The sequence below is a fragment of the Sphingomonas leidyi genome, assembly GCF_011761945.1.
In the GTDB taxonomy this organism is placed as follows: Bacteria; Pseudomonadota; Alphaproteobacteria; order Sphingomonadales; family Sphingomonadaceae; genus Sphingomonas; species Sphingomonas leidyi.
In genome coordinates this window covers 222654-245441 of sequence record NZ_JAASQV010000001.1, presented here as the reverse complement: position 1 = coordinate 245441, position 22788 = coordinate 222654, and the positions used below count along the sequence as shown (strand labels likewise).

The window sequence follows — 22788 nt, the reverse complement described above, 5'->3', positions numbered from 1 at the left end:
AGAGTCTGTACCGGGCAAGTTCAGTTTCTGAACTGGAGCATGGCCGGGAGGATGGCCGATTGGTGGCGCGACCAATCGACCGAAAGGGGAATGACGATGGAAGGCAAGCTCATGCCGCGGGACTGGATCGCCGAGGCCCAGGCGATCGCCACGGAGATCGCGGCGCATGCCGAGCGCCACGATGCCGAGGAGAGCTTCGTGGCCGAAGGCTATGCACGGCTGAAGGAAGCGGGCTTCTTCAAGGCATTGGTGCCCGAAGCCCTGGGCGGCGGCGGCGCCGGCTTCGCCGATGTCTGCGGGGCGATCCGCGTGCTGGGCGCCGTCTGCGGCTCGACCGCACTCGCCTTTTCGATGCACACCCATCTGGTCGCCGCCGCGGCGTGGCGCCTGAAGCACCAGGGTGCGCCGACCGAGGGCCTGCTCCGCCGGGTGGCGGCCGAGGAACTGGTCCTCGTCTCGAGCGGCGGATCGGACTGGCTGGAAAGCGCCGGCACCGCCGAGAAGGTGGAAGGCGGCTTCCGCATCACCGCGCGCAAGCCCTTCTCGAGCGGCTGCGAACTGGGCGACCTGCTGATGACCAGCGCGGTGTACGACGATCCCGAGGCGGGGCCGATCGTGCTCCATTTCGGCGTGCCACTGCGCGCGGAGGGCGTGACGATCACCGATAGCTGGCACGTGCTGGGCATGCGGGGCACCGGCTCGCACGATCTGATGCTCGACAGGGTGTTCGTCGCCGACGCCGCGATCTCCGGCCGGCGGCCGCAGGGCAAGTGGCATATGCTGTTCCATGTGATCGGCATGATCGCCTTCGCCGCGATCTATTCGGCCTATATGGGCGTGGCGGACGGCGCGCGGCGGCGCGCGCTGGAAATCGCGCGCACCCGCCGGCCCGACTCCCATCTGCTCCAGCGCATCGGCGAGATGGAGAACGCCCATGCCGCGGCGGACATGGCGATGCGCGAGATGATCGCGATCGCGGTCGACGGCGAGCCGGGGCTGGCCACGACCAGCCGCGCGATGACCTGCCGCACCCTGCTCGGCGACGCCACGATCGGGACGGTGAGCCGGGCGATGGACGTCGCCGGGGGCGCGGGCTTCTATCGCAAGGTCGGGCTCGAACGCGCCCTTCGCGACGTGCAGGGCGCCCGCTTCCACCCGCTGCAGCGCGAACCGCAGCACGCATTGGCCGCCCGCGTCGCGCTGGGGCTCGACATCGACGGCTGACCCCGGCATGCGTCGCCCAATCACAAGGGGGCGGCGCATGGATCTCCAGGCCTATTTCGCGCGGATCGGGCATGACGGGCCGCTGGCCCCCGACCGCGCGACGCTGACCGCCCTTATGCAGGCGCATCTCGCTGCCTTCCCCTTCGAGAATCTCGACGTGCAGCTGGGACGGCCGGTTTCGATCGAGCCGGAAGCGATCTTCGAGAAGCTGGTCGTCCGCCGGCGGGGCGGCTGGTGCTTCGAGCAGAACGGACTGTTCGGGCGCGTGCTCGAAGCCCTTGGCTTCGACGTGCGCCGCATCTCGGCGGGCGTGATGCGGCATGTCCATGGCGAAGGCGCGATGGGCAACCATCTGGCGCTCATGGTGGCGCTGGAGGGCCGGCCCTGGCTGGTCGATGTCGGCTTTGGCGGCATGCAGGCGGCGCCGCTGCCGCTGGCGCCGGGCAGCGAACACCACCCGCCCTATGACGTGGCGCTGCGCCGGGTCGAAGGCTGGTGGCGCTTCGAGGAGCGGTATGGCGAGGGCGACCCCTTCAGCTACGACTTTCACGACGCGCCCGCCGACGAGGCGCTGTTCGCGCGGCGTTGCAGCGAATTGCAGCGCCAGCCCGAATCGCCGTTCGTCCAGAATCTCGTCGTCCTGCAGCGCCGCGGCGACCGCCACACGACGCTGCGCGGGCGCGTACTGACCCGGCGGGGCCCCGCGGGCGAGACGCACGAACTGCTTCCCGATGCCGAAGCGCTGGTCGAGCGGCTCGAGCGATGCTTCGGATTGCGGCTGCCGGAAGCGGCGGAACTGTGGGGCACCGTCTGCGCCCGCCACGCCGCCCTGTTCCCGGACGAGGCCTGACGCCTGCCCCCTTGCGGCATGGCCCCTGCCGAGCACGCCCTGGGGAAGCGAGACGCCCATACGCAAATCCCCCCGAATCGGGTTCGGGGGGAAGCCGCGCGCGCCTTGCCGGGCGGGACAACGAAAGCCGGCCCCGTTTCGGCGGGGCCGGCCGGTCGTCAGTTGTTGCTGCTGTTGCTGCGGAACAGCGTCTCGGCAGTGTGCTCGACCGGAGCGGCCGGAGCATCCTCGCCGGCAGCCTCGGCATCGCGGGTCGCGGCCTGGCGCTCGGCGCGGAGCTGCTCGATCAGCGCCTCGCGGTCGCCCTCGAGACGGGTGTCGACCTGGGCCTCGATGCCGGCGGCCTTCGCCGCCTTGGCGACGATCGCGTCAAGCTCGCGCTGCGAAGTGAGGCCCAGCGTCACCGGATCCTTCGGCACGATGTTGGCGATGTTCCAATGGCTGCGATCGCGGATCGCGGCGATCGTGGTGCGGGTGGTGCCGATCAGCTTGCCGATCGCGCCGTCCGAGATCTCCGGATGGTTGCGCAGAATCCAGGCGATGCCGTCCGGCTTGTCCTGGCGCTTCGAGACCGGCGTGTAGCGCGGCCCCTTGGTGCGGCGGACCTGCTCGGGGCCCTTGAGCATCTTGAGGACGTAGTTCGGGTCCTTCTGGCCCTTCTCGATCTCGTCCATCGTCAGCTCGTGCGCGCGGACGGGATCGCGGCCCGTGAGCTTAGTCGCGGCAGTGTCGTCGGCGATCGCCTGGACCTCGAGGATGTGCAGGCCGCAGAACTCGGCGATCTGGTCGAACGAGAGCGAGGTGTTGTCGACCAGCCAGGAAGCGGTCGCATGGGGCATCAGCGGCTGGGCCACTTACAGTCTCCAGAAATAGAAAGGGCCGCCCTTCACGGGCGGCCTGTAACGGGCCTGACTTAGTGCGATGCAGCGCGAAGAGCAAGGAAAAGGGGCGGACGGCGAAGACATTGCGCCTGCGATTGTCGTCCTCCCGGCAACCCCGGATCGGGTCCGGTCTCCGGGACGACGTTTTCGACTAGGCCGCGGCCCGTTCCCCATGCATCGGATGGAGCGCGTTCAGGAACTGGCGGGCGCTGGCTTCCCAGGTGAAGGTCCTGCCATAGGCGGCGCATGCCGCGCGGTCCCGGGTCAGCGCTTCGCCGATCGCCCGAGTGAGATCGGCGTCCATCGCGCCGGTCTCGGGCGTGAGCACGTCGATCGGCCCGGTGACGGGATAGCCGGCGACCGGCACGCCGCACGCCAGCGCCTCGATCATCACCAGCCCGAACGTGTCGGTCTTGCTCGGGAAGACGAACACGTCCGCCGCGGAATAGGCCGAGGCCAGTTCGGCGCCGAACATCGGGCCGAGGAACTTCGCCTCGGGGAAGCGGGCCTTGAGCGAGGCGCGCGCCGGCCCGTCGCCCACCACCACCTTGGTGCCCGGATGCGTGGTCTTGAGGAACGCCTCGAGATTCTTCTCGATCGCGACGCGGCCGACATAGAGCTGCACCGGCCCATCGAGATCCTTCATCGCCGGATGCGGATCGAGGCCGGGACGGAAATTGGCAAGGTCCACGCCGCGGCCCCAATGCTTCACATGGGAAAGGCCGTGATCGGTGAGCGACTGGCGGATCGAGGGGGTGGAGGCGAGGATCGCCTGGCTCGGCGCGTGGAACCATTTGATATAGCGCCAGATCCACTCGGCCGGCACGCCCGAGCGCGCCGAGACATAGTCCGGGAACTGGGTGTGATAGGCAGTGGTGAAGGGCATTTCGTGCCGGATGCACCAGCGCCGCGCGGCGACGCACAGCGGCCCTTCGGTGGCGAGATGGATCGCGGTGGGCCCGAACGCCTCGAGCATCGCCCCGACGCTGGCGACGCGGGCAAGCGCGAGGCGGATCTCGGGATAGGTCGGGCATGGCAGCGAGTAGAAGAGATCGGGCGAGATCACCTCGACCAGATGACCCTGTCTTTCGAGCACCCGGCGCACCGATTGCAGCGTGCGCACGACTCCGTTCACCTGGGGCTCCCAGGCGTCGGTCACGATAGCTATCCGCACAGGTCCGACCTCCGTTGCCGTCACGCAGCCGCCAGTCTGACCCCGGATGCTGCCTCGCTCTCGCGTTTCGCCATCTCTTCGGCCCAATGGAGAATTTCCATGGTACCGTCGTAATGCTCAACGAGCGCGGTGCAACCCTCCACCCAATCGCCGTCATTGTAATAGGCGATGCCTTCGATGTCGCGCATCTCGGCAGTGTGGATATGTCCGGCGATCACGCCGTCGACTCCCCGCGCACCGGCTTCGTGCGCGACGATCTCTTCGAATTTCGAAATGAACTCGACTGCGTTCTTCACCTTGGCCTTGGCGTATTTGCTCAGCGACCAATAGGGCATGTCGAGCCAGCGGCGAACCCGGTTCACCAGCCGGTTCAGGCCCATCATCATCTCATAGGCGGCATCGCCCAGATGCGCGAGCCAGCGATGCGACATGGTGATCGCGTCGAACTCGTCGCCGTGCAGCACGAGCAGGCGGCGGCCATCGGCGGTGGTGTGGATCGCCTGGCGGCGGATGTGCACCCCGCCGAAGTTCAGCCCCGAGAACTGACGGAACATCTCGTCGTGATTGCCCGGGATATAGACGATCTCGGTGCCGCGCTTCGCCCGCTTCAGGAACCGCCAGACGATGTCGTTGTGCGAATCGGGCCAGTAGAAGCGCTTCTTGAGCGCCCAGCCGTCGATGATGTCGCCCACCAGATACATCACGTCGCAATCGACATGGTCGAGAAAGTCGATCAGCATCTCGGCATTGCAGCCCCGCGTGCCGAGATGGATGTCGGAGATCCAGATCGCGCGATAGCGCTTGCGCTCGGTGATCGCCTTTTCGGGAATCGACGGAGTCGATGCATGAAAATCCGCAACGTGCTGCGCGTCGAACGGAAGCCTGGTGATCGTGGCCATTTAACCAGCCCTGCAAATGCCCTTGCCTGGCCCGGCTAAATGGCCGCGGAATATTACAATTGGAATCGTTTCGACTTCACGCGGATGTCACAGAAACCTGCATAATCGATCGCTTACGCTCTCCGAATCAGGCGCTCCCCATATCAGGCTATATCAGGCGGTGATCGGAATGTGCCGCGGCAGCGCCGCCATCCGATCCAGCCAGGCCCGCAGCGCGGGATAGGGCTGCAGGCTGAACCCGCCCGCCTCCGCGACATGGGTATAGGCGTAGAGCGCGATGTCGGCGAGCGTCAGCCGGTCGATCACGAACCAGTCGCGTTTCGCCAGATGCTCGTCCATCAGCGCCAGCGCCGCCTCGCCGGCCGCACGCTTGGCCGGAAGCATCGCGCACTGCACCTCGCTGAGATTGTCCAGGCCGATCCAGACGGTCCAGAAGCGCAGCGTCGCGACATTGGGCTCATGATTATATTGTTCCCAGAACAGCCAGCGCAGCATGTCGGCACGGGCGAACCGGTCGTGCGGGATCAGGTCGCTGCCATCGGCCAGGTAGAAACAGGCGGCGTTGCTCTCGGGCAGGAAATCGTCCGTGCCCAGCTGGAGCACCGGGATCCGGCCATTGGCGTTGACCTGGCCCAGAAACTCGGGCGTGCGCGTCTCGCCCTTCACGATATCATATTCGCGCCGCTCGAGCGGCAGCCCCAGATGCGCGGCGGTGAGCCGGATCTTGTAGCAATTGCCCGACGCGGCATATTCGTGGAGCACCAGCGCAGCCATGATTTCCTCCCTTGATCGGCCGTTCTTCGAACCAGCCATGGCGCGGCGTCCAATAGAAACAGCCATCCGAAACATAAGTGCCACTTATGATCAGATATAGCCGTTCTCCGCACGCCAGCGCACCGTGCGGCGATGCCAGAGCCACAGGGCCAGCGCGACCCCCGCGACGAACGGCCAGCCCCAGACATGCCTCCACCAGGGGATCATGCTCGTCGCGCGCAGATCGCGGCCATTGGCCTTGTCGAGCGCGGCATGGCCGATTTCGTTGAGCGGCGCGGCGACCACGCCCCAGTCCGAGCTGAAGAACAGCACATGGCCATATTCGACATGGTACCAGAAGGGCATGCCGAGAAAGGTCGCCTCCCGCACCGAATAGCCGAACCTGGGCCCGCGCATATGGGTATAGGCGGGCGCGGGCGCTTCCAGCCCGTAGCTGGCGCGCTTGATCGCGACATATTGCTCGGCCTTGCTCGGCACGCGCCGGATATGGACGCCATAGGCATCGATCGCCGAGATCGTCTCGCCCAGTTCGGGCGGCACCTTCACTTCGGCCAGATCGTCGACGACCGGGCGGCTGGCCGCCACCCAATAGCGATCCGACACCAGCAGCGCGCCGGCCAGCACCAGCAGCAGCACGCCACATACGAGCGCGAGCGCCGGATCCTTCCGCAGAAGATACATGTCGTCCCCCTCCCCCAAAGGCGACGCGCTCAGCTGCCCGAGCGCGCCTTTCGCGACGAAGCGCCGGACGGTGGCGCAGGCGCGTCGTCGTCATCGTCGGACGGCGCCGCGGCAATGCCCTTGGCGCCCATCTCCGCCGCCCCCGCGACGAGCCCGTCGAGCGTGCCGCCGTCAAAGCCCAGCTCGCGCATCAACCCGTCGATCACCGGCGCCTGGGCGCGATAGCGCAGCGCCGCCGCCACCGCCGAATTGGCGAGGTTGCGATCGCCCTCCCCACCGCTTTCGGCGGCGCCCGCCGCACCGCCGCGCCCGGTGATGCCGTCGACCTGGACGATCTTGATCGAATCGATCGCCTCGAGCGGCTTGGAAGCCTCGCGGATCACTTCGGGCAGCACCTTGAGCAGGGCCAGCTTGGTCTGGAGCGACATGGTCTCGGACGAAAGCAGGTTCGCCGCTTCGTTGATCGCGCGCTGGCCCGCGGCCTCCACTTCGAAGCGGACGCGGTCGGCCTCGGCCTTGAGCTTGGCGGCCTCCGCCTCGCCTTCGGCCTGGAGCCGCGCTGCCTCGGCACGGTCGGAGGCGGCCTGCTTCTCGGCATCGGCCTGAACCTTGATGCCGATCGCGGCGCGTTCCGCCTCGCGCGCCGCGTCGATCAGCTCGATGCGCTTCTGGCGTTCGGCGACCTCGGCCTCGCGCGCGGTGCCGACCCGCTCCTCGGCGACCACCGCCTCGGCACGCGCCTTGTCCGCCTCGGCACGGGCCTGGCTTTCCTCGCGGCTCTTGTTCTGCACCGCGATCTGCTGCTCCTGCCGGGCGAGTTCGAGTGCCTGTTCCTGCTCGATCCTGGCCTGCTGCACCGCACGGTCCGCTTCGATCTGCTGGCTGTCGACCAGCTTCTTGGCCTCGATCTTGGCCTGATCGGCTTCCTGCTGCCGCAGCGCCTGTTCGCGCGCCACTTCGGCGGCCTGCACGGCACGGCGCATCTCGACCTCGCGCTCCTGCTCCAGCCGCGCGAACTCATTGTCCCGGCTGATCAGGAAGGACTGGCGGGCCGCCTCGAGATTCTTGGTCTCGATCTGCACGCGCGTATCCTGCTCGATGTCGTTGCGCGCCTTCTTGCGCAGCTCGATCTGCTCGGTGAGCTTGGTCAGGCCCTCGGCGTCGAAGGCGTTGTTGGCGTTGAAATGCTCGATCGAAGTCTGGTCGAGGCCGGTGAGCGAGACCGACTCCAGCTCGAGCCCGTTCATCGCCAGGTCGACCGACGAGACCTGCTGCACCTTCTGGACGAATTCGGCGCGCTGCTCGTGGAGCTGCGCCATCGTCATGCCCGCGGCGACCGAGCGCAGCGCATCGACGAACTTGCCCTCGACCAGTTCCTTGAGCGCATCGGGGTGCATGGTCCGCATGCCCAGCGTCTGCGCCGCGGTGGCGATCGCCTGGGCGTCGGGGCGGACGCGGACATAGAATTCGGCCTTCACGTCGATGCGCAGGCGATCGAGCGTGATCAGCGCATCCATGTTCTTGCGCTCCACGGCGAGGCGCACCGTGTTCATGTTGACCGGCATCGTCTCGTGGAAGACCGGCAGCACCAGCGCCCCGCCGTTGATCACCACCTTCTCGCCGCCAAAGCCGGTGCGCACGAACCCGATCTCCTTCGAGGCGCGCTTGTAGAGCCGTGCCAGGGTCAGGCCGAGGATCAGCAGCGCGAACAGCGCGATGCCGGCGTAGATCAGATACGGGATCATCGACATGGTTCCTTCGGGCACGATCGCGTTCATGGGGTCACCCATCCAGACGGGGGAGATAGAAGTCGCCGCGCGAGATCGCGCGGAAGCATTCGCCTTCGCGGCGGACGAGCAGCACCTGCTCGCCCTCCTGAAAGACCTGGCCGGCGCCATCCGGCTCGACCATGATGTAATGGACCTGGCCGTGATGATCCTCGGCGCGGGCGCGGGCGGGCGAGCCCTGGCTGGCGCGGCCGGTGACCACCTGCGCCGTGGTCCCGATCAGTACTTCGAGCGCGACCGCCGTGGTGTGGTCGCGGGGCAGGATCGGCGCCAGCAGCCGCGCGGCGAGCCCGGTGACGGGCAGCGCGGCGATGCCGACCAGCGGCACCGCGGCGAATGTCGGCAGCGGGCCGCCGGCCCAGTCGCGCAGCACCTGCTGCAGCGCCAGGCCGCCGATCCCGAACACCGCGAGGAAGAGGACGATCAGCATCAGCAGCGGAAGCCGCCCGACGCCGAGCCAGGAAAGGAAATCGAAATGGAGATCGCCATGGACGTCGGCATGCAGGTCCGCGTCCACGTCATGCCCGAAGCCGATCACCTGCACGAGGCCGATGAGCAGCATCAGCAATACCGCGACGACGAACGCGAAATTCCCTTCGGCAAGAAGGAACGCAAGCACCCTGGACACCCCCGATTCGACGACGAATGCTAGATGCCGAGCTGTCGTTCCACTAGCGAAATCGGAATCTTTTCAGTCCGCTGCCGGCCGGTGCTCAGTCGATCGCCAGCACGATCTTGCCGACATGCTCGCCCGATTCCATGCGGGCATGCGCCGCCGGCGCCTCGGCGAGCGGGAACACCTTGTCGATCACCGGCTTCAACCTGCCCTCGGCCACGAAGGGCCACACCGTGCGGTGCACTTCGTCGGCAAGAAGCGCCTTGAACTCGAGCGGGCGCGGCCGCAGCGTCGACCCGGTCAACACCAGCCGCTTGCGCATGACCTCGAAGATCGGGATCGTCGCCTGCATGCCGCCCTGCACGGCGATCGAGACATGGCGCCCCTCCTCCGCCAGGCACTGGAGGTTGCGCGGCACATAATCGCCGCCGACCATGTCGAGCACGATGTCGACGCCCCTGCCCGCCGTGATCTCCATCACCCGGGCGACGAAGTCCTCGGCCCTGTAGTTGATCGCGTGATCGGCGCCGATCCGCCGTGCGGCCTCGCATTTTGCGTCCGATCCGGCGGTAACGATGATCGTCAGCCCGAACAGGTTGGCGAGATGGATCGCCATCGTGCCGATGCCGCTGGTGCCGCCATGGACGAGTATCCACTCCCCATCCGTCGCATAGGCACGCTCGAAGACGTTGCTCCACACGGTGAACAGCGTCTCCGGCATCGCCGCCGCCTCGACCATGGAGAGCGCGGGCGGCACGGGCAGGCACTGGCCCTGCGGCGCCACCGCATATTCGGCATAGGCACCCCCGGCGATCAGCGCGCAGACGCGCTGGCCCAGGAGCTCGCGCGGCACCTCCTCGCCCACCGCGGCGACGGTGCCGGAAATCTCCATGCCCAGGATCGAGGGCGCGCCGGGCGGCGGCGGATACAGCCCCTTGCGCTGCATCACCTCGGGCCGATTCACCCCCGCGGCGGCGACCTTGACCAGCACCTCGCCACGCCCCGGCCGGGGCACCGGGCGCGACACCGGCACCAGCACCTCGGGCCCGCCCGGCGCCTCGGGGTCGATTGCCAGCATCGTTTCCGGAAGACCCATCGGCTCGTCGCTTTCGAACGCAGAAGAAACCCCGGGTCTTATTGACATCGGTCCGGCCCCGGTCAACGCTGGGCCATCATGGACGCCGACGAAAATCTTCCGCGTCGCAAGGACGACCTTGTCGCCCAGCTCGCAAAGCAGGACCTCGATCCCCTTTCGGTTGAGGAACTTAACGAACGCATCGCGCTCCTCGAGGCCGAGATCGCGCGAAGTCGGAACAAAATTTCATTTGCCCTTAACCACCGCGCAAGCGCGGACGCTCTATTTAGGAAATGAGCGTGACGGCACCGGAGATGGGGCCCAGGCCCATGCAAAACTCCGGTGCGGGGCCGCTGCGCTTGATGCGAGGCCCAACGATCCCGACATTGGGGTCAACGGGCTGTGTATCCTTTCCGGCCCACAGGAGTTGTACCTGAATGCCTAGTTTCGCCTCCGCTTTGGAATCGACACTGCACAAGGCACTGGAGGCCGCGTCCTCCCGTCGCCATGAATATGCCACCCTCGAACACCTGTTGCTCGCGCTCGTCGACGACGAGCATGCCAGCAAGGTGATGAGCGCGTGCGGCGTGGACCTGGGCGAGCTCAAGAACACCGTGGCGCACTATCTCGACACCGAGCTCGAAGCGCTCAAGGTCGACCAGGCGACCGATCCGTCGCCGACCAGCGGTTTCCAGCGCGTCGTCCAGCGCGCGATCCTCCACGTCCAGTCTTCGGGCCGCGACGAAGTGACCGGCGCGAACGTGCTCGTCGCCCTGTTCAGCGAGCGCGAGAGCTACGCCGTCTATTTCCTGCAGCAGCAGGACATGAGCCGCCTCGACGCGGTGAGCTACATCTCGCACGGCGTCGGCAAGGGCGGCACCGGCAGCACCGAGGCGCCCACACCCAAGGGCGCCGCCGACGAGGACAAGGCCGCCAAGCAGGAGACCAAGTCCGGCAAGGGCGAGAGCGCGCTCAAGCAGTTCACGGTCGACCTCAACGAGAAGGCCAAGGCCGGCAAGGTCGATCCGCTGATCGGCCGCTCCGCCGAAGTGGACCGCACCGTGCAGATCCTCTGCCGCCGCTCGAAGAACAACCCGCTCTATGTGGGCGATCCCGGCGTGGGCAAGACGGCCATCGCCGAGGGCCTGGCGCGCAAGATCGTCGAAGGCGAAGTGCCCGAGGTGCTGAAGGAAGCGGTGATCTACTCGCTCGACATGGGCGCGCTGCTCGCCGGCACCCGCTATCGCGGCGACTTCGAGGAGCGGCTGAAGCAGGTCGTCACCGAGCTCGAGAAGCTGCCGCATGCCGTGCTCTTCATCGACGAGATCCACACCGTGATCGGCGCAGGCGCGACCTCGGGCGGCGCGATGGACGCATCGAACCTGCTCAAGCCGGCCCTGTCGGGCGGATCGATCCGCTGCATCGGCTCGACCACCTACAAGGAGTTCCGCAACCATTTCGAGAAGGACCGGGCACTGCTCCGGCGCTTCCAGAAGATCGACGTGAACGAGCCGACGGTGGAGGACACGATCAAGATCCTCGCCGGACTGCGCACCGCGTTCGAGGAGCATCACCACGTCAAATACACGCCGGACGCGATCAAGTCGGCGGTGGAGCTCAGCGCGCGCTACATCAACGACCGCAAGCTGCCCGACAAGGCGATCGACGTGATCGACGAAGTCGGCGCGATGCAGATGCTGGTGCCGCCGTCCAAGCGCAAGAAGACGATCACGCCCAAGGAGATCGAGGCCGTGATCGCCACCATGGCGCGCATCCCGCCGAAGAGCGTGTCGACCGACGACACCAAGACGCTGGCGAACCTGGAGACCGACCTCAAGCGAGTCGTGTTCGGCCAGGACAAGGCGATCGAGGTGCTCAGCTCGGCGATCAAGCTCAGCCGCGCGGGCCTGCGCGATCCGGACAAGCCGATCGGCAACTATCTGTTCTCGGGCCCGACCGGCGTCGGCAAGACCGAAGTGGCGAAGCAGCTCGCCGAGCTGCTCGGCATTCCGCTCCAGCGCTTCGACATGTCGGAATATATGGAGCGCCACAGCGTCTCGCGCCTGATCGGCGCCCCTCCGGGCTATGTCGGCTATGATCAGGGCGGCCTGCTGACCGACGCGGTCGACCAGCAGCCGCATTCGGTGCTGCTGCTCGACGAGATCGAGAAGGCGCATCCGGACCTGTTCAACATCCTCCTCCAGGTGATGGACAACGGCAAGCTGACCGATCACCACGGCAAGACCGTCGATTTCCGCAACGTGATCCTGATCATGACCACGAACGCGGGCGCTTCGGACATGACGCGGGAGAGCATCGGCTTCGGCGAGATCAGCCGCGACGACGTGCAGGAGGAGGCGGTGAAGAAGCTCTTCACGCCGGAGTTCCGCAACCGCCTCGATGCCATCGTGCCGTTCGACTACCTGCCGACCGCGGTGGTCAGCCGGGTGGTCGACAAGTTCATCCTCCAGCTCGAGCTGCAGCTGGCGGATCGCGGCGTCCACATCCAGCTGGACGACGCGGCCAAGGCCTGGCTCACCGAGCGCGGCTATGACAAGCTCTATGGCGCCCGCCCGATGAGCCGCCTGATCCAGGAGAAGATCAAGCAGCCGCTGGCCGAGGAGCTGTTGTTCGGCAAGCTCGTCCATGGCGGCGAGGTGAATGTGAAGCTGAAGGACGGCGTGCTGAACTTCCAGGTCACGCCGGCCGCCCCCAAGCCGAAAAAGGGCAGGAAGACCGAGGCCGCCAAGGCATCCAAGTAACGGCTTCGGCCATTTGAAGACGATGCGGGCCGGGAGGGGACTCCCGGCCCGTTCCGTTTGTTCGGCCCCGCGGCGGCCCCGTTCTTGTCGCAGGCCATAGGGTCGGGCCTGGCGGCGCGGGGGCTGGAGGATCAGCGGTTGCGGCTCGCGACTTCGACGCCGCGATTGGCGAGCGCGATGGCGCGATCCACCTGCGGACGCGCCGCGGCGGTGGCCTGCCCGTGGCAGGCGCGGACGGCAGGATTGGACAGCATCGAGCCGGCGGCACGATCGTCGCCACAGACATGGACGACCGCGCGGTTCACGCGACGGCGCAGCGCCTGGCGGCCTTCGGCCGTGGCGAGCGCGCTGGCCCGGTACGAAACCTTCACGCTGCTCTGGGCGAGCGCCGGCGCGATCGGAACCGCAAGCGCGGCGGCGATGAGAAAGATCTTCATGACATGCTCCTGCGCGAGATGGTGTTCTACCCGCTCCTCGCGGCCGGTCTTCCGCCGGCCCGGGCGCGCCCTAGTCGCACGATGCGTAAGCCGCATGAGCGGACGGTTACGTCGCGCGGTCTTTGATGTGACGATTGCGATGGGCCAGGCGCATGACCCCAATGATCAGGGCATGCGTGTCATATATGAATAACCCACCCATTGCGGTCTCGTGTCGATACCGCAAGGAAACCGGGCGTTTCGGGTCGCAGCCATGGTCTTGCCAGGGAGGATCCGAATGCGTTCGATGAAATGGAAGATTGCGGGCGCCGGCACCGCGCTGGCGGGCACGCTCGCCGCCGGCCTGGTCGTGGCGCAGACCGGCAACGATAGCGCGCCCGAAGCCCGCTATGTGATGGATGTCGGCACCAATGCCGGCATGATGGGCCAGGCCGACGGCCGCGAGATGACGTTGCGCCTCGGTTCGCGCCTCCCCGCCACGGGCGGCGCGCCCAGGGCCGATCATTTCCTGCCCGAGGGCATGCGCATGGGCGCATCGGTGCCGCTCGTCTCGCCCGAGCCGGGCAAGCCGGGAACCCGCGACGACGAGGACAGATATGCCTATGACAAGCTCGCGCGGCCCAAGGGGCGGCTGCTGATCTATTGGGGCTGCGGCGCGCATGTCGGGCCCGGCCAGCCCCTGGTCATCGACTTCGCCAGGCTCGGCAAGGGCCAGATGCCGCCCGAGCTGTTCAGCGCCCGCATCCCGGCCGAGGCGGTGCCCCGGGCAAGCACCAGCCGCACCTATGGCGACTGGCCCAACGGCAAGACGAACGCGAAGATAGGGAGCAATTCCTCGCTGATCGGCCAGCACCGGATCGCCGGCAACTACAGTCCCGAGATCGGCTTCGCCCTCACCCAGGACTTCATGGCCGCGCCGCGGGTGAAGCCCGGCCAGGCCGCCGACGGATCGGTGCCGCTCAACTGGGCGGCGGTTCCCGCCGCGACGGGCTATTATGCCTGGGCGATGGGCTCGGCCGGCGAAGGCAAGGACGACATGGTCTGGTGGGCATCCTCCGCCACGCGCCAGTTCGGCGGCGACCTGTGGGGCTGGCTCTCGCCGGGCACGGTGAATCGCCTGATCGGCCAGAAGGTGGTGATGCCGCCCAGCCAGACCAGCTGCGCCATCCCCGCCGAAGTGAAGAAGGCCGCGGGCGAGGTGATGATGGGCTTTCTCTACGCCTATGGGCCGGAGGCCGGTTTCGCCTTTCCCGCGCGGCCCAGGGATCCGAAGATCGCCTGGCGCCCGAAATGGACGGCCAAGGTCCGGTACCGGGCGATGGGCAATTTCATGGCCGGCATGCCCGACATGGGCGACGCGATGCGCGGCCAGATATCGGACGGCGACGAAGAAAGGCCCGAGCAGAAGCCCAAACCCTGCAAGCCCAGGCTCGGCGGACTGCTGAAACGTGCCGCCGGTCTCGGCGACGGCTGCTGAGCCGATGCAGCCGGGGGCGCGCCGCGCCCCCGGCCAGCGGTAAGTGGCTGAGCCGGATCATAAAGACGATCCGGTACGCATGTATCTTTACGGGTTGTTTGTCATGTTGGGCGTAGACCCGCGCCATGCTGGCGTTGCGTTTCCTGCGGCTGTCCGTCCTTGTCGGCGCGTTGATCGCGTTGCTGGGCCTCGTCGTGCCCGCGCAAGCGCAAGGCAATATGGGCCAGGCGCTCGGCGTCTGCGTGCTGCGCGACACCGGCGAGATGAACCCGGCCGAACTGATCCGCCACCCCGAGCGCTTCGATTGCAGGACCCCGCAATACCGGCTCGGCCCCGGCAGTTTCTGGGTGATCTCGCGGGACATCGAACAGCGCTCGCGCATGTCCAATCCCCTCTCCGTGCGCTTCGCCAGCCTGTGGCAGCGGGGCATCGCGCTGCACATACTCTATGCCGATGGGCGGATGGCGACGCAGCGCACCGACGCCCGCGGCATCACGCCCTGGATCCAGCTCGGCGCGGTCGCCGAGATGCCGCTCGCGCGGCGCGAGGCCAGGGTCGTGCGCCTGCTCTGGCACGTCGAGGGATCGGCCAACATGCGCGGCGTGATGCTGGGGCCGCGGCTGGTGACCGGCGCCGAGAGCCAGCAGGCCAACATCGCGCTCACCGCGCTCTATGCCGGTTTCGGCGGGCTGTGCCTGGCGCTGTTCGTCTATAACCTCGCGCTGTGGGGGGCACTGCGCCACCGTTTCCAGCTCTTCTATTGCGTGATGGCGCTGGGGCTGCTCGGCTATGTCTTCTCCTCCTCCGGCGCGCTGGCCTGGGCCTTTCCGGACATCGCCAACAACGATCGGTTGCGGCTCAACTATCTCCTGCTCGGCTTCACCGGCGCGAGCGCGCTGATCTTCGCGCGCAGCTTCTTCGAGGAGCAGGTGTTCGCCGGCTGGCTCGGCCGCTTCGTCTATGTGGTGGCGGGCGCGCTGCTCGGCGTGGGGCTGCTCGTCTTCTGCTTTGCGCCGCTGAACGTCCAGATCGTCGATGCCGCCTTCAGCTCCGTCTTCCTGATGCTGGGCGCCGTGGTGGCCCCCATGCTGTGGCGCGCCTGGCGGGTGCGTTCCAATTATCTGTGGCTGTTCGCGATCGGCTGGGGCGCCCCCATCCTCACCTCGCTGATGCGGACGCTCGCCAATTTCCACGTCCTCCAATGGAGCTTCTGGCTCGACAACTCGACCTTGCTGTCGATGGCGCTGGAGGCGCTGATGTCGAGCCTCGCCATCGCCTATCGCATCAAGCTGCTGCGCGACGAGCGCGACGACGCGATCGCCAGCGAGGTGATGGCACGCCGCCTGGCCGATACCGATCCGCTCACCGGGCTGCTGAACCGTCGCGCCTTCCTTGCCCAGGCGATCGGCCGGCCGGGCGAGCAGCAGCTGCTCATCGCCGACATCGATCATTTCAAGCGAGTCAACGAGACCCTGGGGCATGACGGCGGCGACGAGGTGCTGCGCCTGCTCGCCCGCACGCTGCGCCACAGCGCACCGCTCGGCGCGCTGGTCGCGCGGCTGGGCGGCGAGGAATTCGCCATCCTGGCTCCGGTCGATGCCGGGGTCGAACCCGAGCAGCTGCTCGCCCGGCTGCGCACGACACGCATGCCCTTCGATCTCAAGGTCACGGCCAGCATCGGCGCCTGCACCGGCCCGCTGACCAGCGACATCGACTGGAAGACGCTCTATCGCGGTGCCGATATCGCGCTGTTCGAGGCCAAGTCCGCCGGGCGCGACCGCGCCCGCTCGGCGCATCGCGAAGCTGCCTGATCCCCTTGCCCGGCCGCGATGCGCGGCGTATGGCCTTTACCATGTCGGGACGAGCCAGAAGGATAGCCTTCGGGGCGCTAGCCATGCTTGCGCTTCTCGCCTTCGCATCGCCCGATCGCCGCGCAGACATCGCCATCCGGATGCAGCGCATCGACGATCTCTCTCCGCAGCGTCTCGAAGCCGTGCTCGACATCGGCATCTTCGCCGTCTCGGTGCTCATCACCTGGAGCAAACGGCTTACGACTTGACCCCCACAGAGGCTTGCTTACACCTGTGTCAATGACTGACCCCGAACAGATCTGGCGTACCAGCTATCGTCATCCGGGCGCATGGGACACCCGCTTCCCGCCCCAGTCCATGGTCGATCTGTTCGAAGGCAGCGCCCGCGCGCATCCGGATGCGCCGCTGCTGGATTTCATGGGGCGGCGCTACAGCTATGGCGAGACGCTGGACGGCGCCAACCGGGTCGCGTGCGGCCTGCAGGCGCTGGGCTATGGCCCCGGCGACCGGATCGGGCTCTTCCTGCCCAACGTGCCGCATTATGTCGCGGCCTATTACGGCATCCTCAAGCTGGGCGCGACGGTGGTCAATTTCTCGCCGCTCTACACGGTCGAGGAGCTGAGCCACCAGGTCGAGGATTCGGGCACCCGGCTGCTCTTCACCATCTCGGCCTCGGCGCTGCTGCCCACTGCGCTGAAAGTGCTCGAGCAGAGCGCGCTGGAGCGGCTGGTGGTCGGATCGGTGGCGGGCGCGCTGCCCGCGGCGAAATCCTTCTTCTATCGTCTGTTCAAGCGCGCCGAAGTGACCGAGCGGCCGCAGGACGAGCGCATCCTCGCCTTTTCCGGGCTGATCGCGAACGACGGCGCCTGCACGTCGCCGAAGATCGATCCCGAGAAGGACCTGGCGCTGATCCAATATACCGGCGGCACCACCGGCACGCCCAAGGGCGCGATGCTGACGCACCAGAATCTGTCGGCCAATGCCCGCCAGGTCGCGCGGCTCGATCCCGAGATGGGCGTGGCCAAGGACACGGTGCTCGCCGTCCTCCCCTTCTTCCACGTCTTCGCCAATACCTGCGTGCTCAATCGCACCGTGGTGACCGGCGGCGAGATCGTGATGCTGCCGCGCTTCAACGCCAAGCAGGCGCTGGCCGAACTGCGCCGCACCCAGCCGCGCGCGCTGCCCGGCGTGCCGACCATGTACCAGGCGCTGCTCGACGCACCGGGCATGAAGCCCGAGGACTTCAAGTCGCTGCGCTTCTGCATCTCGGGCGGCGCGCCCCTGCCCGCGCAGCTCAAGGAGGAATGGGAACGCGTCACCGGCGCGCGCGTGATCGAGGGCTATGGCCTGTCCGAAAGCTCGGGCGTGGTCTCGACCAATCCCTATGACGGGCTCAACAAGCCCGGCACGATCGGCCAGCCGATCCAGGGCACGCGCGTCCGCCTGGTCGACAAGGAAGATCCTAGCCGCCCGCCGCCCGAGGGCGAGCCCGGCGAGATCGTCGTCTCCGGCCCGCAGATCATGAAGGGCTATTGGAACCGCCCCGACGCCGATGCCGACGTCTTCGTCGAAGTCGATGGCGGGGGGCATTGGCTCCGCACCGGCGATGTCGGCCTGATCGACGAGGACGGCTATATCCGCATTGTCGACCGGCTGAAGGACATGATCGCCGTCGGCGGCTTCAAGGTGTTCCCGAGCCAGATCGAGGCGGTGCTCTACCAGCATCCGGCCGTGAAGGAGGCGCTCGTGATCGGCCTGCCCGATGCCTATCACGGCGAGATGCCGCACGCCTATGTCACGCTGGACGAGGACGCCCCGCCGGTTGACGGCACGACGCTGGCCCAGTGGCTCAACGCGCGTATCGGCAAGCACGAGCGCGTCGCCGAAGTGGTGGTGCGCCAGAGCCTGCCCAAGACGATGATCGGCAAGCTGAGCCGCAAGGACCTGATCAACGAAGTGATGGCGGAGCGCCAGGGATGAAGGCGCCGCTGCTCGTGCTGGCCCTCGCCCTCACGGCAGCGGCTCCGGCATCCGAGCAGCGGATCGACGTCGCGCTCTCCAACTTCAAGTTCACGCCGTCGACGATCGCGCTGGTCCATGGCCAGCGCTATGTGCTGCACCTGACCAGCAGCGGCGGGCACAGCTTCGCCGCAAGGGATTTCTTCGCGGCCGCGGCGATGCCGGCGGCCGACCGGGCAAAGATCCGTGACGGCAAGGTGGAGCTCGACAGCGACACGGCCGTCGACCTCCACTTCACCGCGCCCGGGGCCGGCACCCATCCGATCAAGTGCACCCACCTGCTCCATGCGAGCTTCGGGATGACGGGGAAGTTCGTGGTGAACTAGAGGCTCAATCGCCGGCCTTCACGTCCTTGCCGAACATCACTGCCTTCAGGTTCATGAACTCGTGCATGCCCCAGGGGCCGAGCTCGCGGCCATGGCCGGAGAGCTTCACGCCGCCGAACGGCGCCTCCGGCGTGGAGGCGAGCAGCGAATTGATCGCGGTCATCCCCGACTGGATGTCGCGCGCGAAGCGCTCGATCTCGGCATCGTCATTGGTCCATGCCGACGAGCCCAGGCCATAGGGGACGTCGTTGGCCAGCGCGATCGCCGCATCGATGTCCTTGACCTTGTAGACCGCGGCGACCGGTCCGAAGATCTCCTCCTTGGCCACGTCCGATTCGGGATCCATGTCGGTCAGCACGCCCGGCGTCATCCAGGCCCCTTCCCGCGCGAGCTTCTCCGCGCCGAAGCGCAGCGTCGCACCCTCGGCCCGGGCGCGCGCGACCTGCTCGAGCACGGCGTCCCGCTGCGCCGCGCTGGAGAGCGGCCCCATGCCCGTATCGCCTTCCATCGGATCGCCGATCTTCACGGCCTTCATCCCCGCCTCGAACCGGTCGAGAAACGCGTCGTATACTTCGGCATGGACGATCATGCGCTTGGCGCAGATGCAGCTCTGCCCGGCATTCTGGACGCGCGCGGTCACCGCGGTCTTCGCCGCGAGGTCGATGTCGGCCGAAGGCATCACGATCAACGGGTCCGACCCGCCCAGTTCGAGCACCACTTTCTTGAGCGCACGGCCGGCGGCCTGCGCCACCTGCGCGCCCGCGCCTTCGCTGCCGGTGAGCGTCACCGCCACCACCCGCCTGTCGGCGATGATCGCCGAGACCTTGTCCGACTTGATGGGCAGGTTCTGGAACAGCCCGTCAGGCGCGCCGGCCGCGCTCATCATCTGCTGGATCAGGGCCGCGCAGCCCTGCACGTTCGACGCGTGCTTCAACAGGCCGACATTGCCCGCCATGATCGTCGGCGCGAGGAAGCGGACGACCTGCCAATAGGGGAAGTTCCACGGCATCACCGCCAGCACCGGCCCCATCGGCAGCCAGCGCGCCACCGCATGGCCGCCGCCCGCCGTCCGCACCGTCGCCGGCTCCAGATAGCCGGGGCCGTTCTTCGCATAGTGGCGGAAACCGGCGATGCATTTCTCCACTTCCGCCACCGCGCTGGCGAGCGTCTTGCCCATCTCCTTCGTGGCGGTCTCGGCAAGATGCCGCTTGTTCGCCTCCCAGGCGTCCGCGATCCTGCCCAGCAGCTCGGTCCGCTTCTCCAGCGGCGAATCGCGCCAGGCGCGGAAGGCCGCCTCGGCACGGGCGAGCGCCATCTCGATCCCGTCCGCGTCCAGCTCGTGATAGGTGCCCACCGTCTCGCCGGTGGCAGGATTGATGCTGGTGAACATGCGCGCTTCTCCTTGGGCCCGATCCCGTAACGCGCAGCTAGGAAGCGGGATGCGCGGTTGCAATCGCGCCCCGGCCCGGCGCATAGCGAAACCATGGCAGAAGAAGCGGACGTCACTGCGCTCTCGTTCGAGGAAGCGCTGAAGGAACTGGAGCGCATCGTCGCGCGGCTGGAGAGCGGCGAGGCGCAGCTCCAGGAAGCGATCGATCTCTATGAGCGCGGCGACCGGCTGCGCCGGCAATGCGCCGCACGGCTCGATGCCGCCCAGGCGCGGATCGAGGCGATCCGCACCGACGCCGAAGGCCGGGCCGCGGGCACCGCACCCTTCGCCGCCGGCTGAACCACGCCATGGCGCACGCCTCCCTCGCGCTGCAGGCGGCGCTCAAGCAGGTCTCGGCGGAGATGGACCGCCAGTTCGACCTGTTGCTGGCGATCCCGTTCGATCCGCGCGAGGGGCTGTACCGCGCGATGCGCCATGCCGCGATCGGCGGCGGCAAGCGGCTGCGCCCGCTGCTCGTCTCCGCCACCGCGCAGCTCTTCGGCGTCGACCGCACCTGCATCGCCCGCACCGCGCTCGCGCTGGAATGCATCCATGTCTATTCGCTGATCCATGACGACCTGCCGGCGATGGACGATGACGACATGCGTCGCGGCAAGCCGACGGTGCACAGGGAATTCGACGAGGCGACCGCGATCCTGGCCGGCGACTGCCTCCACGCGCTCGCCTTCGAAGTGATCGCGGACGAGCGCACCCACCCCGACCCCTTCGTCCGCATCGAGCTTTCGGGCACGCTCGCCGTCGCCGCCGGCCCGGCCGGCATGGCGGGCGGGCAGATGATGGACCTGGAAGCCGAGAAGACCAGCTTCGACCTTGCCACCGTCACGCGGCTTCAGGCGATGAAGACCGGCGCGCTGATCAGCTGCGCGGTGGAGAGCGGCGCGATCCTGGGCCGAGCGCCGCAGGAGGGCCGCACGGGCCTGCGCGGCTATGCCCGCGACGTGGGCCTCGCCTTCCAGATCGCCGACGATATCCTCGACGCCGAGGGCGACGAGGCGCTGGTCGGCAAGAAGCTGGGCAAGGACGGCGCAGCGGGCAAGGAGACCTTCCTCTCGCTGCTCGGCATGGACCGTGCGCGAGAGCAGGCGCGGATGCTGGTCGAGCAGGCGATCGCGCATCTGAAACCCTATGGCCCCGAGGCCGATCTGCTGCGCGATATCGCGCGCTACACATTGGAACGCGACCGGTGACTTATTCTTGCCGTCATCGCGACGGAGGAAAGGACCTATGACTGTGCGCACCGGCGTCTATCCCGGCACCTTCGATCCGATCACGCTCGGCCATATGGACATCATCCGCCGCGGCGCGAAGCTGTGCGACCGGCTGGTGATCGGCGTGACCACCAACCCCTCCAAGAACCCGATGTTCACCGTCGAGGAACGCATGGAGATGGTGAAGCGCGAAGTGGCGGGCATCGCCGGCGAGATCCATGTCGTCAGCTTCGATTCGCTGCTGATGGACTTTGCCGAGCGCGAGGGCGCCAGCATGATCGTCCGCGGCCTGCGCGCCGTCGCCGATTTCGAATATGAATATCAGATGGCGGGGATGAACCAGCAGCTGAACAGCCGGATCGAGACGGTCTTCCTGATGGCCGATGTCTCGCTCCAGCCGATCGCCAGCCGGCTGGTCAAGGAAATCGCGCTCTATGGCGGCGATATCCGCAAGTTCGTTCCGTCCGCCGTCAATGCCGAGATGACCGCGCGCATCGCCGCTATCGGTCGCAAAGGGAGTGGTTGAGGCCGCGCGATTGGTCTAGACCGCGTGTCGAGGGTGTATATCCGAGTGGGGAATTTGATGCGTTTGCTTGCCGCACTGGCCGTTTCGGCCTTGATGATGTTCACCACGCCTGCGCTCGCCCAGGGCGGCGGCAAGGCGCGCAAGCCGGCCGCCGAGCCGCTCAAGGGCGTAAGCGCGGAGGATGTGAACAGCATCTATCCGGCCGTGGTGCCCGCCGACCCGGCCGAGACCTGGGTGCTCGACCTGTCGACGGGCGGCCGCGTGCTGATCCGGCTGCGCCCCGATGCCGCGCCCAAGATGGTCGAGCGGATCAAGACGCTCACGCGCCGCCATTTCTATGACGGGCTGACCTTCCATCGCGTGGTCGACGATCCCTACAACATGGCGCAGGGCGGCGATCCCAAGGGCAATGGGACCGGCGATTCCGACCTGCCCAACGTGCCGGCCGAGTTCAACAACCTGCCGCACGTGCGCGGCACCGTCGCCGCCGCCCGCCGCGGCGCGCCGGAACACGCCACGCCCGAGCAGAAGACCGAGGCCGAGAACAGCGCGAACAGCCAGTTCTACATCATGATGGCGCCAAAGCTCGCCTTCGATCACGACTATACCGTGTTCGGCCGCGTCGTTGGCGGCATGGAATGGGTGGACAAGATCGAGCGCGGCGAACCGCCGGCCAACCCGACGAAGATCGTCCATGCCTATATCCAGTCCGACAATCCGCCGCCCTATGCCAACCTGCCGGCCGATGCCCCCAAGGCATTGCCACCGGGCGAAGTGAAAGCGACGCTGCCGCAGTAACGCGCGCCGGCCC

At 67.4% G+C, this 22788-nt stretch carries 23 protein-coding genes; 13 read left to right on the top strand and 10 right to left on the bottom strand.

Annotated elements, in window-relative coordinates:
- Positions 1-96 precede the first annotated feature (96 nt).
- Together FHR20_RS01275 and FHR20_RS01270 are read left to right on the top strand one after the other, a co-directional pair.
- Positions 97-1224 carry an acyl-CoA dehydrogenase family protein gene (locus FHR20_RS01275; RefSeq protein ID WP_208413357.1) on the top strand — a complete coding sequence of 376 codons (1128 nt, stop codon included), beginning with the start codon at positions 97-99 and terminating at the stop codon, positions 1222-1224.
- Positions 1225-1261: 37 nt separating this feature from the next.
- Positions 1262-2074, top strand: coding sequence for an arylamine N-acetyltransferase family protein (locus FHR20_RS01270; RefSeq protein ID WP_167297888.1), 813 nt, complete (start codon positions 1262-1264; stop codon positions 2072-2074).
- 158 nt (positions 2075-2232) lie between these two features.
- On the opposite strand, the gene FHR20_RS01265 is transcribed toward FHR20_RS01270, so the two are convergent.
- The 8 genes from FHR20_RS01265 to FHR20_RS01230 all read right to left on the bottom strand — a co-directional run bounded on the left by FHR20_RS01265 (position 2233) and on the right by FHR20_RS01230 (position 9982).
- Positions 2233-2928: a cell cycle transcriptional regulator TrcR gene (locus FHR20_RS01265; protein ID WP_167297887.1), complete on the bottom strand. Its 696-nt coding sequence runs from the start codon at positions 2926-2928 to the stop codon at positions 2233-2235.
- A 178-nt stretch (positions 2929-3106) separates the two neighbouring features.
- Entirely contained in the window at positions 3107-4129 is a 1023-nt protein-coding gene (locus tag FHR20_RS01260) for a glycosyltransferase family 4 protein (protein ID WP_167297886.1), read from the bottom strand.
- 20 nt (positions 4130-4149) lie between these two features.
- Entirely contained in the window at positions 4150-5028 is an 879-nt protein-coding gene (locus tag FHR20_RS01255; RefSeq protein WP_086128568.1) for a UDP-2,3-diacylglucosamine diphosphatase, read from the bottom strand.
- 153 nt (positions 5029-5181) lie between these two features.
- Positions 5182-5802 carry a glutathione S-transferase family protein gene (locus FHR20_RS01250; RefSeq protein ID WP_167297885.1) on the bottom strand — a complete coding sequence of 207 codons (621 nt, stop codon included), beginning with the start codon at positions 5800-5802 and terminating at the stop codon, positions 5182-5184.
- A 90-nt stretch (positions 5803-5892) separates the two neighbouring features.
- Positions 5893-6483 carry a hypothetical protein gene (locus FHR20_RS01245; RefSeq protein WP_167297884.1) on the bottom strand — a complete coding sequence of 197 codons (591 nt, stop codon included), beginning with the start codon at positions 6481-6483 and terminating at the stop codon, positions 5893-5895.
- Positions 6484-6512: 29 nt separating this feature from the next.
- Positions 6513-8261 (bottom strand): flotillin family protein, encoded by a 1749-nt coding sequence (locus FHR20_RS01240; RefSeq protein WP_167297883.1) that lies wholly within the window; start codon positions 8259-8261, stop codon positions 6513-6515.
- A gap of 4 nt (positions 8262-8265) precedes the next feature.
- Complete coding sequence (locus FHR20_RS01235) at positions 8266-8889, bottom strand: OB-fold-containig protein (protein ID WP_167297882.1); 624 nt, start codon at positions 8887-8889, stop codon at positions 8266-8268.
- 94 nt (positions 8890-8983) lie between these two features.
- Positions 8984-9982, bottom strand: a complete 999-nt coding sequence (locus FHR20_RS01230) for an NAD(P)H-quinone oxidoreductase (RefSeq protein WP_243857095.1) — start codon at positions 9980-9982, stop codon at positions 8984-8986.
- A gap of 78 nt (positions 9983-10060) precedes the next feature.
- Between FHR20_RS01230 and FHR20_RS01225 the strand changes: the two genes are divergently transcribed.
- Entirely contained in the window at positions 10061-10258 is a 198-nt protein-coding gene (locus tag FHR20_RS01225; protein ID WP_167297881.1) for a DUF1192 domain-containing protein, read from the top strand.
- Positions 10259-10398: 140 nt separating this feature from the next.
- Positions 10399-12723, top strand: a complete 2325-nt coding sequence (gene clpA / locus FHR20_RS01220) for an ATP-dependent Clp protease ATP-binding subunit ClpA (RefSeq protein WP_167297880.1) — start codon at positions 10399-10401, stop codon at positions 12721-12723.
- 131 nt (positions 12724-12854) lie between these two features.
- On the opposite strand, the gene FHR20_RS01215 is transcribed toward clpA, so the two are convergent.
- Positions 12855-13160, bottom strand: coding sequence for a UrcA family protein (locus FHR20_RS01215; RefSeq protein ID WP_167297879.1), 306 nt, complete (start codon positions 13158-13160; stop codon positions 12855-12857).
- Between the two features lie 277 nt (positions 13161-13437).
- Here FHR20_RS01215 and FHR20_RS01210 point away from each other — a divergent pair, with 277 nt between their 5' ends.
- From FHR20_RS01210 to FHR20_RS01190, 5 genes are all read left to right on the top strand, one after another.
- Entirely contained in the window at positions 13438-14637 is a 1200-nt protein-coding gene (locus FHR20_RS01210) for a hypothetical protein (protein WP_243857094.1), read from the top strand.
- A 125-nt stretch (positions 14638-14762) separates the two neighbouring features.
- Positions 14763-16448 carry a GGDEF domain-containing protein gene (locus tag FHR20_RS01205; RefSeq protein ID WP_167297878.1) on the top strand — a complete coding sequence of 562 codons (1686 nt, stop codon included), beginning with the start codon at positions 14763-14765 and terminating at the stop codon, positions 16446-16448.
- A gap of 83 nt (positions 16449-16531) precedes the next feature.
- Positions 16532-16696, top strand: coding sequence for a hypothetical protein (locus FHR20_RS01200; RefSeq protein ID WP_167297877.1), 165 nt, complete (start codon positions 16532-16534; stop codon positions 16694-16696).
- 31 nt (positions 16697-16727) lie between these two features.
- Positions 16728-18428 (top strand): long-chain-fatty-acid--CoA ligase, encoded by a 1701-nt coding sequence (locus FHR20_RS01195; RefSeq protein WP_167297876.1) that lies wholly within the window; start codon positions 16728-16730, stop codon positions 18426-18428.
- Positions 18425-18793 (top strand): cupredoxin domain-containing protein, encoded by a 369-nt coding sequence (locus tag FHR20_RS01190; protein ID WP_167297875.1) that lies wholly within the window; start codon positions 18425-18427, stop codon positions 18791-18793. The genes FHR20_RS01195 and FHR20_RS01190 overlap by 4 nt, the downstream gene beginning before the upstream one ends.
- A gap of 4 nt (positions 18794-18797) precedes the next feature.
- Here FHR20_RS01190 and FHR20_RS01185 read toward each other — a convergent pair whose 3' ends face one another.
- A complete protein-coding gene (locus tag FHR20_RS01185; RefSeq protein ID WP_167297874.1) occupies positions 18798-20183 on the bottom strand; it encodes an NAD-dependent succinate-semialdehyde dehydrogenase in 1386 nt (461 codons plus the stop codon).
- A 93-nt stretch (positions 20184-20276) separates the two neighbouring features.
- On the opposite strand from FHR20_RS01185, the gene FHR20_RS01180 reads away from it, so the two are divergent.
- Genes FHR20_RS01180 through FHR20_RS01165 form a run of 4 tightly spaced genes read left to right on the top strand, consistent with a single transcriptional unit; the run spans position 20277 to position 22775 of the window.
- Positions 20277-20522 (top strand): exodeoxyribonuclease VII small subunit, encoded by a 246-nt coding sequence (locus FHR20_RS01180; RefSeq protein WP_086128559.1) that lies wholly within the window; start codon positions 20277-20279, stop codon positions 20520-20522.
- A gap of 8 nt (positions 20523-20530) precedes the next feature.
- Positions 20531-21430: a polyprenyl synthetase family protein gene (locus FHR20_RS01175; protein ID WP_167297873.1), complete on the top strand. Its 900-nt coding sequence runs from the start codon at positions 20531-20533 to the stop codon at positions 21428-21430.
- Between the two features lie 43 nt (positions 21431-21473).
- Positions 21474-21977: a pantetheine-phosphate adenylyltransferase gene (gene coaD, locus FHR20_RS01170; RefSeq protein WP_455431368.1), complete on the top strand. Its 504-nt coding sequence runs from the start codon at positions 21474-21476 to the stop codon at positions 21975-21977.
- A gap of 57 nt (positions 21978-22034) precedes the next feature.
- Positions 22035-22775: a peptidylprolyl isomerase gene (locus FHR20_RS01165; RefSeq protein ID WP_243857093.1), complete on the top strand. Its 741-nt coding sequence runs from the start codon at positions 22035-22037 to the stop codon at positions 22773-22775.
- Positions 22776-22788: the final 13 nt, after the last annotated feature.